At 72.1% G+C, this 17,021-nt stretch carries 15 protein-coding genes, 1 tRNA gene and 1 pseudogene; 10 read left to right on the top strand and 7 right to left on the bottom strand.

From position 1 onward, the window contains the following. Positions 1-188: 188 nt before the first annotated feature. The gene (locus tag IG90_RS0101875) at positions 189-1,376 is read right to left on the bottom strand and encodes a P1 family peptidase (RefSeq protein WP_233435873.1); all 1,188 of its coding nucleotides are present in this window, start codon (positions 1,374-1,376) and stop codon (positions 189-191) included. A 135-nt stretch (positions 1,377-1,511) separates the two neighbouring features. Between IG90_RS0101875 and IG90_RS39005 the strand changes: the two are divergent. Together IG90_RS39005 and IG90_RS0101865 are read left to right on the top strand one after the other, a co-directional pair. Next, positions 1,512-1,876: pseudogene (locus IG90_RS39005) on the top strand (hypothetical protein). Between the two features lie 61 nt (positions 1,877-1,937). Continuing rightward, positions 1,938-2,162, top strand: a complete 225-nt coding sequence (locus IG90_RS0101865; protein ID WP_030576388.1) for a hypothetical protein — start codon at positions 1,938-1,940, stop codon at positions 2,160-2,162. A 114-nt stretch (positions 2,163-2,276) separates the two neighbouring features. Here IG90_RS0101865 and IG90_RS0101860 read toward each other — a convergent pair whose 3' ends face one another. The 5 genes from IG90_RS0101860 to IG90_RS0101840 all read right to left on the bottom strand — a co-directional run bounded on the left by IG90_RS0101860 (position 2,277) and on the right by IG90_RS0101840 (position 7,678). Beyond that, positions 2,277-2,864, bottom strand: a complete 588-nt coding sequence (locus tag IG90_RS0101860) for a hypothetical protein (RefSeq protein ID WP_033893516.1) — start codon at positions 2,862-2,864, stop codon at positions 2,277-2,279. A gap of 189 nt (positions 2,865-3,053) precedes the next feature. Continuing rightward, on the bottom strand, positions 3,054-3,932 hold the full coding sequence (locus IG90_RS0101855) for an S-methyl-5'-thioadenosine phosphorylase (protein WP_030576383.1): 879 nt from the start codon (positions 3,930-3,932) through the stop codon (positions 3,054-3,056). Between the two features lie 104 nt (positions 3,933-4,036). Next, positions 4,037-4,384, bottom strand: a complete 348-nt coding sequence (locus IG90_RS41305; RefSeq protein ID WP_030576380.1) for an FmdB family zinc ribbon protein — start codon at positions 4,382-4,384, stop codon at positions 4,037-4,039. Between the two features lie 66 nt (positions 4,385-4,450). Then, a complete protein-coding gene (locus IG90_RS0101845; RefSeq protein ID WP_030576376.1) occupies positions 4,451-5,731 on the bottom strand; it encodes an MFS transporter in 1,281 nt (426 codons plus the stop codon). 369 nt (positions 5,732-6,100) lie between these two features. After that, the gene (locus IG90_RS0101840; protein WP_030576373.1) at positions 6,101-7,678 is read right to left on the bottom strand and encodes a potassium/proton antiporter; all 1,578 of its coding nucleotides are present in this window, start codon (positions 7,676-7,678) and stop codon (positions 6,101-6,103) included. Between the two features lie 277 nt (positions 7,679-7,955). On the opposite strand from IG90_RS0101840, the gene IG90_RS0101835 reads away from it, so the two are divergent. Beyond that, on the top strand, positions 7,956-10,700 hold the full coding sequence (locus tag IG90_RS0101835) for a penicillin acylase family protein (protein WP_030576369.1): 2,745 nt from the start codon (positions 7,956-7,958) through the stop codon (positions 10,698-10,700). Positions 10,701-10,702: 2 nt separating this feature from the next. On the opposite strand, the gene IG90_RS0101830 is transcribed toward IG90_RS0101835, so the two are convergent. Continuing rightward, positions 10,703-11,293: a 5-formyltetrahydrofolate cyclo-ligase gene (locus tag IG90_RS0101830; protein WP_030576366.1), complete on the bottom strand. Its 591-nt coding sequence runs from the start codon at positions 11,291-11,293 to the stop codon at positions 10,703-10,705. A gap of 114 nt (positions 11,294-11,407) precedes the next feature. Between IG90_RS0101830 and galU the strand changes: the two genes are divergently transcribed. The 7 genes from galU to IG90_RS0101795 all read left to right on the top strand — a co-directional run bounded on the left by galU (position 11,408) and on the right by IG90_RS0101795 (position 17,011). Further along, on the top strand, positions 11,408-12,310 hold the full coding sequence (gene galU, locus IG90_RS0101825; protein ID WP_030576363.1) for a UTP--glucose-1-phosphate uridylyltransferase GalU: 903 nt from the start codon (positions 11,408-11,410) through the stop codon (positions 12,308-12,310). A gap of 4 nt (positions 12,311-12,314) precedes the next feature. Next, the gene (gene glp, locus IG90_RS0101820) at positions 12,315-13,625 is read left to right on the top strand and encodes a molybdotransferase-like divisome protein Glp (protein ID WP_030576360.1); all 1,311 of its coding nucleotides are present in this window, start codon (positions 12,315-12,317) and stop codon (positions 13,623-13,625) included. A gap of 101 nt (positions 13,626-13,726) precedes the next feature. After that, complete coding sequence (moaC, locus tag IG90_RS0101815; protein ID WP_030576356.1) at positions 13,727-14,227, top strand: cyclic pyranopterin monophosphate synthase MoaC; 501 nt, start codon at positions 13,727-13,729, stop codon at positions 14,225-14,227. Next, the gene (locus IG90_RS0101810) at positions 14,224-14,826 is read left to right on the top strand and encodes a MogA/MoaB family molybdenum cofactor biosynthesis protein (RefSeq protein WP_078585142.1); all 603 of its coding nucleotides are present in this window, start codon (positions 14,224-14,226) and stop codon (positions 14,824-14,826) included. Before moaC ends, IG90_RS0101810 begins: the two co-directional genes overlap by 4 nt. A gap of 17 nt (positions 14,827-14,843) precedes the next feature. After that, positions 14,844-15,470, top strand: a complete 627-nt coding sequence (locus IG90_RS0101805; RefSeq protein ID WP_030576351.1) for a GNAT family N-acetyltransferase — start codon at positions 14,844-14,846, stop codon at positions 15,468-15,470. Between the two features lie 161 nt (positions 15,471-15,631). Continuing rightward, a complete protein-coding gene (gene sepX / locus IG90_RS0101800; RefSeq protein ID WP_030576349.1) occupies positions 15,632-16,843 on the top strand; it encodes a divisome protein SepX/GlpR in 1,212 nt (403 codons plus the stop codon). Between the two features lie 94 nt (positions 16,844-16,937). Continuing rightward, positions 16,938-17,011 (top strand) — tRNA-Ala (locus IG90_RS0101795). Positions 17,012-17,021: the final 10 nt, after the last annotated feature.

The raw sequence follows: 17,021 nt of genomic DNA, 5'->3' as shown, positions 1-17,021 counted from the left end.
TCTCCAGGCCGTCGCCGCGTGTTACGTGATGCGTGCTTAACGTAGTCCCTGGGTCCGACATCGTGACCGGGGTTGGTAAAAACGTAGGGCGCACGCAGAAAGTTCCCCGCTTGTTCCCGGTGCATTTCGGGCGGTTGGGATGAACTCCCTCGCGCAGACGACGAGTCGGCCGCTCGCGCGCCCCTCGCTCACACCGCGCGCCCCCTGGGGTCTGCCGTGCGGATCACCCCCGAGGGGCTCGGCAGTCCCTGGCCGCCGTACAACTCCGTGTACGAAAGAAGCCTGCCGCCCGGTCCCTCGGTGCTCCGGGCCGCGCGCACCGCCTTCACGATCGCCCGCGCCAGGACGTCGGCGCCCGCCGCCAGGATGTCGTTGACGGCGACCGGGTCCCCCGGAGGTACCCGCACCTGTCCGGTGGCCAGCGTGAACACGGTGTCCCCGTCGGTCAGCAGATGGACCGGGCGCACCGCGCGGGCCAGGCCGTCGTGTGCGGTGCCCGCCAGCTTCTGGGCCTGTGCCCGGGTCAGGTCCGCGTCCGTGGCGACGACCGCGATCGTCGTGTTGAACGGCGGGGCCCCGCCCCCGGCCGCCTCCACCGCCTCCCGCTCCCGGGCGAGACGCCGCTCCGCCGCCGCGTGGACCTCGGCCGGAGGGTGCGCCGGCGGCTCCCCGGCCCCGTACTCCCCGAACAGCACCCCGGTCCGGGGATCGACCACCGAGCCCGCCGCGTTCACCGCGACGAGGGCGGCCACCGTGACCCCGGAGGCGAGGCGGGTGCTCGCCGTGCCGATGCCGCCCTTGAGCTGCCCGGCCACCGCACCGGTGCCCGCGCCCACGCCGCCCTCGGTGACGGGCTCCCCGGCCCCTGTGGCGGCTGCGGCCTCGACCGCGGCGCGGCCGGTCGACGCATCGGGGCGGGCCCGCCAGTCGCTGCCCCGGCCCAGGTCGAAGAGGGCGGCGGCCGGAACGACCGGGACCACCTGGGTGGGCCCGGCGCCGACCCGGACACCCCGGCCCTGCTCCTCCAGCCAGGCCATCACGCCGGACGCGGCGTCGAGCCCGTACGCACTGCCGCCCGTGAGGACGACGGCGTCGACCCGCTGCACCAGATTGCGCGGGTCCAGCGCGTCCGTCTCCCGCGTACCCGGCCCGCCGCCCCGTACGTCCACGGCGGCGACGGCCCCGCCCTCGGGCGCCAGGACGACGGTCGTGCCGCTCAACGCACCCGCACCGGCGACCTCGGCGTGGCCGACACGGATGCCGGCCACATCGGTCAGGGCGTCCAGCAGGGGAGGGCGCCCGGGGGCCCGCGCCTCGGCGGCGGAGTCGACGGGGTCCAGGGGGTCCAAGGGGTCCAGGGGGTCCACGGAGGTCATCGTGCGGCTCCTCGGGTCGGGATCGGGGCCCGTGGGAGAGCACGGGCCGATGCGGCTCGAACGTACCGGCGATCAGGAAGCGGTGCGCGACCCGGGCAGGCGGGCACGAACGACACCCCGAACCCCGAGCAGCCGCTGCCGCCCCCGGGCGGCCACTACCCCACCTACCACCCCGGCAGCGCCGGCCCCGGGCTGAACCGGCCCGTCCACGAGCGGTATCCGCAGATCCGCCCCACCGGCGGATAAGGGGACCCCGCGTCCGGCACACCGGCCCCGGGCCCGGAGCGGGCACCGACCAGAACCCCGAGCGCTCCGCGAAACTGACCGCCCGGCTCACCCTGGCCGTGACCGTCGTCATGGTCCGGCTCTGGGGGCTGACGGTCCTGCTCGACGAATGGATGGAAGGGAACACCGGCACGGCATGGTCGGGGGCCGGCTTGCTCTTTCTGTCGTTCCTCGTCGTGCTCGGCCTGTGGCTCATCGACCCGAAGGACCGCTGACGCCCGCCACCCGGCCCCACGGCGGCGCACACCTCGTGGTGGGCCGCCGTAACCTGGAGACATGAGCGCCGCCCCCGCCCCCCGCCCGCGAGATGCGAAGCAGCAGCAGCCGCACGAGCAGCCGCCACAGGAACCGAAGCCCAAGCCGGTTCTGGTCTTCGACGATCCGCTGGACCGCAAGTCCGCGGACGACACGGACCAGGGGTGGGGCGAGCGGCCTCTCAGCGGCGGCAGCGCAGCCGACCTCGCGCGCTTCCTGGACGAGAAGCCGCCCCACCACATCTGAGCGGTCGCCCGGAGGGCTACCGGTCCGCGCGCGGACCCGCGGCAGCCCCGCCGGCACCGCCGCCCGAGCCCGGCCCCTGGGTGCCGGGTGTGCCCCGGGTGACGTGAGAGGGCGTCAGTTCGCATCGGACACCGCCACGGCCAGCCGCCCCGCAGCGCCCGCGCCGAGCAGCGCCGTGGCCGTCGGCCGCTCCACGGACAACACCACCAGCGCCCCGGCTCCCGCTTCGCCGATACCGCCCGCCGCGAGGCCGCCGGGTCCTGCGGCTGTCCGCGGCACCTTCGCCACGCGCACCCCCCGTGCCACCACGTGCGCGTCGTCGCCGCCCGCATCACCGATCGCGATCACATCGACCCGGTCCCCCGGCCGCAGCAGCCGTACCGTCTCCGGGTCCGCGATCCGGACCGGCGCGGAGACCAGCCGCTGGGACGGCCGGCCGGCCCCCGGCGGAGGGTCCGGTGCGCCGCCCCCTCCGTCGGCGCTGCTCAGGCCGGTGGTGGCCAGCGCGGCGCCCGCCAGCGCGAGCCCCGCAGCCGCCGCGCGCCGCTGCCGGCGCAGTATCCGACGCAGCCGGTCCGCGGCACCGCCCCGCACGCGCAGGGGCGCGAACGGCCCCACCCCGCACGGCGCGGGCACCGGCGCCGGGGGCCTGTCATACGGAGGCCGGGACATGGACGTGGGCGGGGACGCGGACGTGGACATGGCACCACCTGGAATCGGGCGGACGAGCGCAAGGGAAAGGGGAGCCCGGCCCGGTTGATCCGGCCGAACTCCCCTCACTTTCCACCGTCCGCGCAGATCCCGCCGACGCCTGTGGACAGCACCCGGGCTGGGGAAAACTCCGTCACCCGTTCCGGCGACGCCCGCCCGCCCGAAGCAGCGGCGCGCCCCCTACTGCGGCAGCGCGATCCCGGTGTCGATCCCGTCCAGCGCGTGGGCGCAGGTGCAGTTGCGGCTCTCGGTCTCCGGCAGCCCGGCCACCGCGTCGAACAGCACCGAGCGCAGCCGGTCCACGTTGGCCGCGAACACCTGGAGGACCTCCTCGTGCGAGACGCCCTCGCCCGCCTCGGCCCCCGCGTCCAGGTCGGTCACCAGGGTCATCGTGGTGTAGCAGAGGCCCAGCTCCCGGGCGAGGACGGCTTCGGGGTGCCCCGTCATGCCCACGACCGACCAGCCCATCGCCGCGTGCCAGCGCGACTCCGCGCGGGTCGAGAAGCGGGGCCCCTCGACCACCACCAGGGTGCCGCCGTCCACCGGCTCCCAGTCACGTCCGCGAGCCGCGGCGAGCGCCGCCTTGCGCCCCTCGGGGCAGTACGGGTCGGAGAAGCCCAGGTGGACGACGTTCGGCACGGTCCCGTCGGCCCAGGGCTCACCGTCGTAATAGGTCTGTACGCGGGTCTTGGTGCGGTCCACCAGCTGGTCGGGGACGAGCAGGGTCCCCGGCCCGAACTCCGGCCGCAGCCCGCCCACCGCGCACGGCCCGAGCACCTGCCGGACCCCGACGGAGCGCAGCGCCCACAGGTTGGCCCGGTAGTTGATGCGGTGCGGCGGCAGGTGGTGGCCGCGTCCGTGGCGGGGCAGGAAGGCCACCCGCCGGCCCCCGAGCTCGCCGAGGTGGACCGAGTCGCTCGGCTTCCCGTAAGGGGTGTCCACGGAGACCTCGGTGACGTCCTCCAGGAAGGAGTAGAAGCCCGAGCCGCCGATGACACCGATCTCCGCGGAACCCTCGGTACCCGTACCGGAGCCCGTTTCCGTATGTGCGTTCGCCATGCGGTCACCGTATCCGCAGGAGCGTTTCCCGGGGCGGACACCCGGACCCCGCCGAGTGGCCTCGGCGGGGTCCGGGTGGAAAAGCGGGTGGGGCGTACGCGGGCTCAGGCGGCCGACGTACCGCTCGACGAGGCCGGCGTGGAGGCCGGCGACGAGGAGGAGGCGGACGAGGAGGACGACGACGCGCTCGCCTTCGTGTCCGAACCCGACGACGAGGTCGACGCGGAGTCGGACGACTTCGAGGTCGCCGACGCCGGCGTGCTGCTCGACGACGAGCCGCGGCTGTCGTTCCGGTAGAAACCGGAACCCTTGAAGACGATGCCGACCGCGGAGAACACCTTCTTGAGGCGTCCGTCGCAGCTCGGGCACACGGTCAGGGCGTCATCGGTGAACTTCTGCACCGCCTCGAGGCCCTCGCCGCACTCGGTGCACTGGTACTGATAGGTCGGCACTTGCTCCTCCTGGCACTCTCACTCAATGAGTGCTAACGACGCTCCATACTGACGTATTCCGTCGGATCAGTCCACCGTGACCGGCTCGCGGTGACCGATCCCACGTGCCACGGTGCGCCCCGGGGACCGGGGAGCCAGCCGTGAGCGCAGGGACAGCAGGGTCACCAGAGCCAGCGCGGTCCCGGCCAGCGGCACCAGGAATCCGGTGCTCGCACCGTGGGCGTCGGCGAGTTGCCCCGCCACGGTCACGGCCGCCGCCTGTCCGAGCGCCACGGCGCCCGTCAGCCAGGTGAAGGCCTCGGTGCGGGCGCCGGCGGGCACCAGCGACTCGACCAGGGTGTAGCCGCTGATCAGCGCCGGGGCGATGCAGAGACCGACCAGCAGGCCGAGCCCGGCCAGCAGCGGCACCGAGTGCACGGCCCACAGGCCGGACGCGGTCAGGGTCAGTGCCACGTACCCGACGATCAGCCGGCGGCGCGGGCTGCTCTTCCAGGCGATGGCGCCGCAGGCGATGCCGGCCAGCATGTTGCCCGCGGCGAAGATCCCGTAGAGCACGCCGTTCACGCCGGGGTGGCCGATCTCCTCGGAGAACGCGGTCAGCGAGACCTGCATCCCGCCGAAGACCGCGCCGATGCCCAGGAAGGTGATGGCCAGGACGCGCACACCCGGTACGGAGAGCGCCGAGGCGTGCGGTTCGGCCGCGGTGGCGGCGTTGCGTGGGGCGGGCTGGGTGGCGCGCTGCGCGGCGAAGAGCAGGCCGCCGACCAGGGTCAGGGCCGCTTCCGCGATCAGGCCGGCCGCCGGGTGCACGCCGGTGCACAGTGCGGTGGCGATCACCGGGCCCAGGACGAACGTGAACTCGTCCGTCACCGACTCGAACGCGGCCGCGGTGGACATCAGCGGAGAGGCGGGCCGGTCGGGGGTCGCACCCAGCATCGCCGCCCAGCGGGCCCGCACCATGGGGCCGATCTGCGGGATCGACGCACCGGTCGGCACGGCGGCGACGAACAGCACCCACAGGGGTGCGTCCGCCAGCGCCAGCACGGTCAGGGCGCTCACGGAGACGGCGTGGAGGAGGACCCCGGGCAGCAGCACGGCACGCTGGCCGAAGCGGTCGGCGAGCTTGCCGCTCTGCGGGGCGAACAGCGCCATGGAGACGCCGGAGACCGCCGCGACGGCGCCCGCGCTGCCGTACGAGCCGGTGGTGGCTTGCACGAGGAGGACGATGCCGATGGTGAGCATCGCGAAGGGCTGCCGTGCGGCGAAGCCCGGGAGGAGGAAGGTCCACGCACCGGGGGTGCGCAGCAGTTGCCCGTATCCGGGGCGGTCGGAGACCGTGGTCGCCACGGTCCTTGCCTTTCTGCCGCCTGGTAGCCCTGCTTCCCGGCGCCCTTGTGGGGCAAGCCGGACGGAAGCGGCCGAGAGCTGTCCTCTTGCGCGGAACTGCGGTAGATGCCGGGCGACTCGCTGCAAGCGGCGAAGAAACGCCGGGCGAAGAGACACCACGACCGCCATACGGTCGCGCCAGCTCTGCTTCAGACAGAGTTGGTCGATCAGGTTTGCCTTCATGCTACAGGTAAGAAGCCCTGTGTGCCTGTGATTGCACCTATGACTTCCACGTCGGCCTGTGATCTGCGACGCATTCTTCGCTGGTCACCTGTGTTTTCGCCTTGAGAGAGCACGGAGGGTGCTCAAGGGCTCCAGCCGCCGCAGGACTCAAGGGCGGGTCTTCGCGCCGCTTCCGTTGGCACCGGCACCGGCACCGGCACCGGCACCGCCGAGCTTCTTGGCCAGCTTCATCGCCTGAGGGATGGCGGACCCGCCATGGGGGCCCACCGCGCCGGGCGTGCCGGCGGCGGGCGGCCCGCCCGTGCCCAGCCAGCCGGCCAGCTTGCCGCCCTCGCCGACCGCCCGCAGCCGTTCCTCCGCCCGGTCGCGCACCGGATCGGTGGCCACCACGAGCAGCTCGTCCCCGCGCCGCAGCACCGTCGCCGGGGACGGCACGAAGCTTTTGTCCTCCCGGACCACCAGCGTGACCGCGGCGCCGGCCGGGAGCCGGAGCTCGCCGACCTCCACGCCGTGCATTCTCGACTTCGCGGGGATGGCGACCGACAGCAGGTGCCCGCGCAGCCGCTCCAGCGGGGCCGACTCGACGCCCAGGTCGTCGGCCTCGGCCGGGTCGTCGGCGATGTTCAGCTTGTTCGCGACCCAGGGCAGCGTCGGGCCCTGGATCAGGGTGTAGACGATGACCAGGACGAAGACGATGTTGAAGATTCTCGTACTGCCCGCCACCCCGGACACCATCGGAATGGTCGCCAGGACGATGGGCACCGCACCACGCAGTCCGGCCCAGGACATGAGGACCTTCTCGCGGGCCGGCATCCGGAACGGGGCGAGGCTCAGGAAGACCGACAGTGGTCGCGCCACTGTGGTCAGCACCAGGCCCACGACGACGGCGGGCCAGAAGTCGTCCACCAGGTCGTGCGGGGAGACCAGCAGGCCGAGCAGCACGAACATGCCGATCTGGGCCAGCCAGCCGAGCCCGTCCGCGAAGCCCCGGGTGGCGGGCCAGTGCGGCAGCTTGGAGTTGCCGAGGATCATCGCGGCCAGGTAGACGGCGAGGAACCCGCTGCCGTGGGCCAGGGCGCCCGCCGCGTACGCGGAGACGGCGATGGCCATCACGGCGATCGGGTAGAGGCCGGAGGCGGGCAGCGCCACGTGCCGCAGCCCCAGGGACCCCAGCCAGCCCACCGCGATGCCGATCGCGGCCCCGATGGCCAGCTCCATGGCGATCTCGGCGACCAGGAGGTACCAGTGCTCGACCGGGCCGACCGCGGAGAGCGCGACGACCATGATGACGACGGGAGCGTCGTTGAAGCCGGACTCGGCCTCCAGGACGCCGGTGATCCGGGGCGGCAGAGGCACTCTGCGCAGGACGGAGAAGACGGCCGCCGCGTCGGTCGAGGAGACGACCGCTCCGATGATGAGCGCCTGGCGCCAGTCGAGGCCGACGAGATAGTGCGCGGCCGAGGCGGTGACGCCCACGCTGATGCCGACGCCGACGGTCGAGATCACCGCGGCCGCGGGCAGGACCGGGCGGACCTCTTTCCACTTCGCCCCGAGTCCGCCCTCGGCCAGGATGACGACGAGGGCGGCGTAGCCGATCACCTGCGTCAGCTCGGCGTTGTCGAACTCGACGTCGAAGATGCCGTCCTGGCCCAGAGTGATCCCGATGCCGAGATACAGGAGCAGGCTGGGGAGCCCGCTGCGCGAGGAGATCCGTACCGCCACCACGGCGACGAGCAGGACGAGCGAGCAGACGAGCAGGAGTTCGTTGAGCGCGTGGACAGTCAGGGTCCGTTCCTTCCCTGCGTGCGCCTGCCGGATCGTCCTCCGGCAGCCAGTTACTTCGTTACCTTACCTAATCGTTAACGATTCCTTGACGGCCTCGAATGTTCGTACGAGGAAGACGCAAATGGCTGCATCCCTATACCGCGTCCGAGTGGCTTCTCCGCTGCGCCTATGGTTGCTCCTGCACTCCCAGGACCACCCTGCCCCTCGAAGGACAGCGATGCCCGCCAACACAACCGCCTCTTCCGGCCCTTCCGACGCGAAGAAGCCCGGGAGGAAGAAGGGGCGACGCGCCCGCCTGATCGTGTTCGTGCTTGTGCTGGCGCTCGTCGCGGGTGTCGGGTACGGGGCGTACTGGTCCGTGTCCACCGTGCGGGCCTCGTACCCGCAGACCACCGGGTCGATGACTCTCGACGGCCTTGCCGGCGACGTCGAGGTCAAACGTGACTCCTACGGAATTCCGCAGATCTACGCGGACTCCGACGCCGACCTCTTCCGCGCCCAGGGCTTCGTCCAGGCCCAGGACCGCTTCTGGGAGATGGACGTCCGGCGGCACATGACGTCCGGCCGGCTCTCCGAGATGTTCGGTTCCGGGCAGGTGGAGACCGATTCCTTCCTGCGCACGCTCGGCTGGCGGCAGGTGGCGCAGAAGGAGTACGACGAGGTCCTCGACGAGGGCACCAAGAAGAACCTCCAGTCGTACGCGGAGGGCGTCAACGCGTATCTGAAGGGCAAGGAAGGCCGGGACATCTCGGTCGAGTACGCGGCGCTGGGGCTGACCAACGACTACAAGCCCGGCGAGTGGACCCCGGTCGACTCGGTGGCCTGGCTGAAGGCGATGGCCTGGGACCTGCGCGGCAACATGCAGGACGAGATCGACCGGTCGCTGCTGACCAGCCGCCTCGACCAGGACCAGATCGGGGACCTGTACCCCGGCTACCCGTACAAGCAGCACAGGCCGATCGTCGAGCAGGGCGCGATCTCCCCGGTCACCGGGAAGTTCGACCCCGAGGCGACCCCGTCGGACAACGTCGGCTCCCCGACCCCCGAGGGCGCCACCGAGGGCCTGAACACCCAGCTCTCCGCGCTCTCCGACACCCTCGACGAGATCCCGGCGCTGCTCGGCCCGAACGGCAACGGCATCGGGTCGAACTCCTGGGTCGTCGACGGCAAGCACACGACGTCCGGCAAGGCGCTGCTCGCGAACGACCCGCACCTCGCGCCGATGCTGCCCTCCCTCTGGTACCAGATGGGCCTGCACTGCCGGGAGCTCTCCAAGACCTGCCAGTACGACACGGCCGGCTACACGTTCGCCGGCATGCCCGGTGTGATCATCGGCCACAACCAGGACATCGCCTGGGGCCTCACCAACCTGGGCGCCGACGTCACCGACCTCTTCCTGGAGAAGGTCTCCGGCGACGGCTACCTGTACGACGGTGGAACCAAGTCCTTCAAGACCCGTGAGGAGACCATCAAGGTCGCCGGCGGCAAGGACCGGACGATCACCGTCCGCGAGACGAACAACGGGCCCCTGGTCTCCGACCGCAGCAAGGAGCTGGACAAGGTCGGCCAGAAGGCCCCCGTCAGCAACGCCGCGCCCGACCGGGCCGACGGCTACGCGGTGGCGCTGAAGTGGACCGCGCTGGAGCCCGGCAAGTCCATGGACGCCGTCTTCGCCCTCAACCGGGCCAAGGACTTCACCACCTTCCGGGCGGCCGCCGAGAACTTCGAGGTCCCCTCGCAGAACCTCATCTACGCCGACACAAAGGGCAACATCGGCTACCAGGCACCCGGCAAGATCCCGGTCCGCTCCGAGGGCTACGACGGAACGGCGCCCGCCCCGGGCTGGGACCCGAAGTACGCGTGGAAGGGCTACATCCCCTTCGATGAGCTGCCCTACGAGTACAACCCGGACCGCGGCTACATCGTCACCGCCAACCAGGCCGTCATCGACGAGAAGAAGTACCCCCACCTCCTGACCAAGGACTGGGGCTACGGCGCCCGCAGCCAGCGGATCAACGACCTCCTCGCCCAGAAGATCAAGGGTGGCGAGAAGGTCTCGACCGATGACATGCAGAAGATGCAGATGGACAACTTCAGCGAGATCGCCGCGCTGCTGGTGCCCGAGCTGAAGAAGATCAACATCTCCGACCCGAGCGTCCGCGAGGCCCAGAAGCTGCTGGAGGGCTGGGACTACACCCAGGAACCCGACTCGGCCGCCGCCGCGTACTTCAACGGAGTCTGGCGCAACATCCTGAAGCTCGCCTTCGGCAACAAGCTGCCCAAGGAGATGCGGGTCGAGGGCGACTGCATCAACGTACGGCCGGCCAAGAACAGCGGCCCCGTCGACCAGCAGAAGAAGCTCGTCCGCGAGTGCGGTCAGCGCGACGGCGACACCGCGCAGCCGGACGGTGGCGACCGCTGGTTCCAGGTGGTCCGCGACATCGTGGACGACCAGGACAACGAGTGGTGGAAGGCCCCCGCCCGCGGCCGCGAGGACGCCCTGGAGAGCCGGGACGACCTCTTCGCCCGGGCGATGGAGGACGCGCGCTGGGAGCTGACCGCCAAGCTCGGCAAGAACATCTCCACCTGGAGCTGGGGCCGGCTGCACCGGCTGACGCTGAAGAACCAGACGCTCGGCACCGAAGGCCCCGGCCTGCTCCAGCGGGCGCTCAACCGCGGCCCCTGGAACCTCGGCGGCGGCGAGGCGGCGGTCAACGCCACCGGCTGGAACGCGGCGAGCGGCTACGAGGTCGTCTGGGTGCCGTCGATGCGCATGGTCGTCAACGTGGGGGACTGGGACAAGTCCCGCTGGATCAACCTCAGCGGGGCCTCCGGGCACGCGTTCAACGCGCACTACACCGACCAGACCGGCAAGTGGGTGGACGGTGAACTGCTCGACTGGTCCTTCGGGAAGGACGCGGTCGACGCCTCCACCGTCGACACGCTGACGCTGAAACCGTAGGGCTACGGAGAGCTCACGAAGCGCCGCGCTCCGGCCGGCGTGACCACGGCGTCCACGGGGTGGTCGTGCGGTTCCGAGGGGACCCGCGCGACCACCTCGTCGTCGTACAGGAGCACGACGAGCGACGGATGCGCCCCGGCGGCCGTCAGCCGGGCCAGTACCCGGTCGTAGCTGCCGCCGCCCCGCCCCAGCCGCATCCCGGCCCCGTCCACCGCCAGGCCGGGCAGCAGCACCGTGTCGGCGTCCAGGACGGCGGCGGGGCCGAGGGGTGGGCCGTCCGGCTCAAGGAGCCCCCGCCCGGCCGGCAGCAGGTGCTCCGGGCCCTCGTAGACCGCCCAGTCCAGGTCGTTGTCGGTCAGGAGTACCGGCAGCAGCACCCGTACGCCGCGCCCGCGCAGTGCTTCCAGGAGGGCTCGGGTGCCCGGTTCACGCCCCACGGAGACGTACGCGGCGACCGTACGGGCGTCCGCCAGTTCGGGCAGGTGCAGGGCGGCCTCGGCGAGAACCGTGGCGGCCCGCACGGCGTCCTCCTTCGTCAGGAGGGCCCGCGCGGCGAGCAGTTCGCGCCGCAGGGAGCTCTTCGCGGACGCCATTTCGGACTTGTCGGTGTTCAAGGGTGACTCGCACGATTCTCGTATGGGCATATTTAAGGACGAAGTTAACCGGAATATCAGCTTCCGTCCGTGTGCAGCCGTTAAGGTCTGCACATGACTCAGTCGCCCTCCAGGATCAGCAAGGCCGTCATCCCGGCAGCAGGTCTCGGCACCCGGTTCCTGCCCGCCACGAAGGCCACTCCGAAGGAGATGCTGCCTGTCGTCGACAAGCCGGCCATCCAGTATGTCGTCGAGGAGGCCGTGGCAGCGGGCCTCTCCGACGTGCTGATGATCACCGGCCGTAACAAGCGTCCCCTTGAGGACCACTTCGACCGCAACTACGAGCTGGAGTCCGCGCTCACCCGCAAGGGCGACGCCGAACGCCTCGCCAAGGTCCAGGAGTCCAGCGACCTCGCCACCATGCACTACGTGCGCCAGGGCGACCCCCGCGGCCTCGGACACGCCGTCCTGTGCGCCGCCCCGCACGTGGGCGACCAGCCCTTCGCGGTGCTCCTCGGCGACGATCTGATCGACCCGCGCGACGCGCTGCTGGCCCGGATGGTCGAGGTCCAGGAGCGTGAGGGCGGCAGCGTCATCGCGCTGATGGAGGTCGACCCCTCGCAGGTCCACCTCTACGGCTGCGCCGCCGCGGACGCCACCGTCGACGGCGACGTGGTCCGCATCACCGACCTGGTCGAGAAGCCGGACCCGGCCGACGCACCCAGCAACCTCGCCATCATCGGCCGGTACGTCCTGGACCCCGCGGTCTTCGACATACTGCGACACACCGAGCCGGGCCGCGGCGGCGAGATCCAGCTCACCGACGCGCTCCAGCTGCTCGCCGCGGACGAGAAGATCGGCGGCCCCGTCCACGGCGTCGTCTTCAAGGGCCGCCGCTATGACACCGGCGACCGCAGCGACTACCTGCGCGCCATTGTCAGACTGGCGTGCGAACGTGAAGACCTGGGGCCGGAGTTCCGGACCTGGCTGCGCAAGTACGTCGCTGAGGAGATGTAACCCCGTGAGCAGCACGATCTGGTCGGTGGACGAGCACCTGGACGACATCCTCGCCGCGGTGCGGCCGTTGGAGCCCATCGAGCTGCAGCTGCCGGACGCCCAGGGCTGCGTCCTCGTCAAGGACGTCTTCGTGGAGGTGGCCCTGCCGCCGTTCGACAACAGCTCCATGGACGGATACGCGGTCCGGATCGCCGATGTCGAGGGCGCCGGCGAGGAGTTCCCCGCGGTCCTCACCGTCATCGGCGACGTCGCCGCGGGCAGTGCGGGGCTCGCCGACGACCAGGTCGTGGGACCGGGACAGGCCGCCCGCATCATGACGGGCGCACCGCTGCCCGCCGGGGCGGAGGCCGTGGTCCCGGTCGAGTGGACGGACGGCGGTACGGGCGAGGGCCCGGCCGCCGCCATGCGTGCCCACAGCGACGCGCCCGAGGGTGCCACCGGCGAGGTCAGGGTGCACCGGCCCGTCGTGGCCGGCGCCCATGTGCGCGAGCGCGGCAGCGACGTCAAGCCGGGCGATCTGGCCCTGGCCGCCGGGTCGGTCGTCGGACCGCCGCAGATCGGGCTGCTCGCGGCGATCGGCTGCTCGACCGTGGTCGTACGGCCCCGCCCCCGCGTGGTCGTCCTGTCCACCGGCAGCGAACTGGTCCAGCCCGGCGAGACGCTGACGGGCGGCCAGATCTACGACTCCAACAGCTTCGCGCTGACGGCCGCCGCCCGGGACGCCGGAGCCATCGCCTACCGGGTCGGCGCGGTCGCCGACGACGCGGAGACGCTGCGCGCCACGATCGAGGACCAGTTGATCCGCGCGGACATCGTCGTGACCACGGGCGGCGTCAGCGTCGGCGCGTACGACGTCGTCAAGGAGGCGCTGTCCTCCGTCGGCGACGAGGACGAGCCGGGCAGCGGGATCGAGTTCCGCAAGCTCGCCATGCAGCCGGGCAAGCCCCAGGGATTCGGCTCCATCGGCCCCGACCACACCCCGCTGCTGGCCCTGCCGGGCAACCCGGTCTCCGCCTACGTCTCCTTCGAGTTGTTCGTCCGCCCCGCCATCCGTGCCCTGATGGGCCTCACCGACGTGCACCGCCCCACGGCCCGCGCCGAGCTGAGTGCGGACACGGCGCTCACCTCGCCGGCCGGCCGCCGCCAGTTCCTGCGCGGCCGCTACGACGCGGAGGCGGGCACGGTCACTCCGGTCGGCGGTTCCGGATCGCATCTGATCGCCGCGCTCGCGCAGGCGGACGCGCTGATCGTGGTGCCCGAGGACGTCACATCGGTCGAGCCCGGCACGGAGACGGACGTGATCCTGCTCGGCTGACCGCCGCCCGGTGGCGGTACGGTATCTGCCGCCGTGCCTTCCGGGGGACCCCCTCCGGTTTCCCGAGGCCCATCGGCGGCCCTACCGCTAGGCGGAGTGAGTTGAGTACGCAGAACAGGCTGACGCACATCGACGAGGCGGGCGCGGCCCGCATGGTCGACGTGTCGGAGAAGGACGTCACCACCCGCGTCGCCCGCGCCGGCGGCCGGGTGCTCGTCTCGCCGCGCGTGATCGAGCTGCTGCGTGGCGGGGGAGTCCCCAAGGGCGATGCCCTCGCCACCGCCCGGATCGCCGGGATCATGGGGGCCAAGCGCACCCCGGAGCTGATCCCGCTCTGCCATCCGCTGGCCGTCTCCGGTGTGTCGGTCGACCTGAGCGTGGCCGACGACGCGGTGGAGATCACGGCCACCGTGAAGACGACGGACCGCACCGGCGTCGAGATGGAGGCCCTGACCGCGGTGTCGGTGGCGGCCCTGACCGTCGTCGACATGATCAAGGCGGTCGACAAGAGCGCGGTCATCACCGACGTACGGGTCGAGGCGAAGTCGGGCGGCAAGTCCGGCGACTACCGGCGCACCGCGCCGGAGGGAACGGACACGTGACGCCGCCCGAGCCGGACGCGTCCGGCCACGAGGGGCGGGCATCCGAGCCCGGAACCCCCGGCCATGGTCAGCAGCCGCCCGGGCCCACCGGCGCCCCGCCCCCCTTCCCGTACCGCGCCCTCGTCGTCACCGCCTCCAACCGGGCGTCCGCCGGGGTGTACGCGGACAGGGGCGGCCCGCTGATCGCCGAAGCGCTGGCCGGCCTCGGCTTCACGGTCGACGGCCCGCAGGTCGTCCCCGACGGCGATCCGGTCGAGGCGGCCCTGCGCGCGGGCGTCGCCGTCGGGTACGACGTGATCGTCACCACCGGCGGTACGGGCATCTCGCCCACCGACGCCACCCCGGAGGCCACCCGCCGCGTCCTCGACCACGAGATCCCCGGCATCCCGGAGGCGATCCGGGCCGAGGGCCTCGCCAAGGTCCCGACGGCCGCCCTCTCCCGGGGCCTCGCGGGCGTGGCCTCCCGCACCCTGATCGTCAACCTCCCCGGCTCCACCGGAGGGGTGAAGGACGGGCTCGCGGTCCTCGGCCGGCTCCTGGTGCACGCCGTCGACCAGCTCCGCGGCGGCGACCACCCCCGACCGGGGAGCCCGAGCTGAACATCGCGACCTGGCCGGTGACGCTGACCGACGGCGAGATCGTCCTGCGCCCGATGAAGATGCGTGACCACCGGATGTGGCGCGAGGTCAACCGGCGCAACCGCGAATGGCTGCGCCCCTGGGAGGCCACCGTCCCACCGCCCGCCCCCGGCGGTCCGATGGCGCAGCGCCCCACGTACCGGCAGATGGTCCGTCACCTTCGCGCCGAGGCGAACGCGGGGCGGATGCTGCCGTTCGCCATCGAGTACGAGGGCAGGCTGGTCGGCCAGCTCACGGTCGCGGGGATCACCTGGGGCTCGATGTGCTCCGGCCACATCGGCTACTGGGTCGACCAGGGCGTCGCCGGGCGCGGGGTCATGCCGACGGCCGTGGCACTCGCCGTGGACCACTGCTTCCGGACGGTGGGCCTGCACCGCGTCGAGGTCTGTATTCGCCCGGAGAACGCGCCCAGCCGCAGGGTGGTGGAGAAACTCGGGTTCCGTTCGGAGGGCGTGCGCCCGCGCTATCTCCACATCGACGGCGCCTGGCGCGACCACCTGATCTTCGCCCTCACCGCCGAGGAAGTGCCCGAGGGGATGCTCCGGCGCTGGCGCCGGTCGCGCCCCGCGACGCCCCGGAGCTCCGACCCCCCTCCGGCGAAATAAAATAAGTGTTCGAATTTGATCGCCGGCGACCGCAATGGGTCGGGCTATCGGCGGCTGTTGATCCGAACAATCGCAAAAAAAGTCCGTGATATCAGCCGGATCGTGCGACACACCGGGCCAATTGGCGGATCCTTCCGTGCAAACCCCTCTACGGTGTGAGCGTGAGCAGCAGCGGCCTCATCTACGCAGTCATCGTCGGGGCCTGGGCCGCCTACTTGGTGCCGATGTGGCTCCGCAGGCAGGACGAGCTCAACGAGGCCCGTCCGACGGAACGCTTCAGCACCGCCATCCGGCTGCTGTCCGGACGGGCGGCGATGGAGCGCCGGTACGCCAAGGAGTTGCGGGAGCGCATCGCCGAGGAGGCGGGGCCCGAGGTCGACCCGGACCGGGAAACGGACCGTATGGAATCCGTGGACGTCCGGGCCTTCGCCGCGCCTCCGGCGCACACGGAAGCCAGGCTGAGCGACCCGGCGCACGCGCGCGAGCGCGCCCCGGGCCACCACGCCTCCGACCGCCCGGAGCACGACCGTCGGTCGGGGCATCAGCCGCCGGACCGTCAGCCGCACGAACGCCGGTCCGGAGAGCGCCCCGCGGAACACGTGCCCCCCACCCAGCGGCACCCCCGCTCCGGCGGTGCCGACGCCGAGCGGGCCCGGCGGGCCCAGCGTTCCCAGGTCCTGGCGCGGCGCAGGCGGACCACGGTCGTCCTCTTCCTGGCCTTCACCCTCGGCGCGGTCGTCGCCGCGGTCGGCGGCCTCGGCTTCCTGTGGGCGCCCGCCGTGCCGGCCGTGCTGCTGAGCACGTACATCGTGCATCTGCGCGCCCAGGAACGCCGGCGGTTCGCCTTCACGATGGACCGCCGCCGGGCCGAGGCCGCGGCGCAGCGGCTGCGCGAGAACCGCCCCCGCAGGCACCAGCCCGCCGCCCCCGCCCCCGCCGAGCCCGACGACGACTCCGAAGCCCACCACCCGGAGCCGGAGCCCACGCCCACGGTCTCCCCCCAGGAGGCCGGCCGGCGCGCCCTCGTCGAGCAGACGGACCACGCGGAGTGGGTGGACCAGCAGCGCGAACGCGGCGGCGTCCAGGGCGACAGCTGGGAGCCCGTCCCCGTACCGCTGCCCACCTACGTCACCGCGCCCGTCGCCCCCCGGGCCACGGGCGGTGTGGAGGTCAACGACCCGGAGACCTGGAGCGCGGCCCGCTCCAGCACCGCCGAGCCCACCCAGACGGGCACCTCGCACCCGACGACCCCCGCGGTCGACCCGGCCCCGCGCCAGCGCACGCACCAGTCCCGCCGCAACCGCGACCGGGGCCGGACCCCGCTCTTCGACCAGTACGACGACGAGGACCGGCCGCGTGCGGCCAATGAGTGAGCCATCGAGGGCCTGGAGACCCGACACCGTTGACCAGCGGAGGAACGGATTTCCAAGCACCCCTGTGGGGGTGCTAGAGTTTCACTCGTTGCAAGGGCCTGTGGCGCAGTCTGGTAGCGCACCTCGTTCGCATCGAGGGGGTCTGGGGTTCAAATCCCCACAGGTCCACAACAACAAA

Origin of the sequence: Streptomyces anulatus (genome assembly GCF_000721175.1) — a bacterium.
Classification (GTDB): Bacteria; Actinomycetota; Actinomycetes; order Streptomycetales; family Streptomycetaceae; genus Streptomyces; species Streptomyces anulatus_C.
The sequence above is the reverse complement of the archived record's forward strand: the minus strand, read 5'-3'. Positions and strand labels throughout refer to the sequence as shown.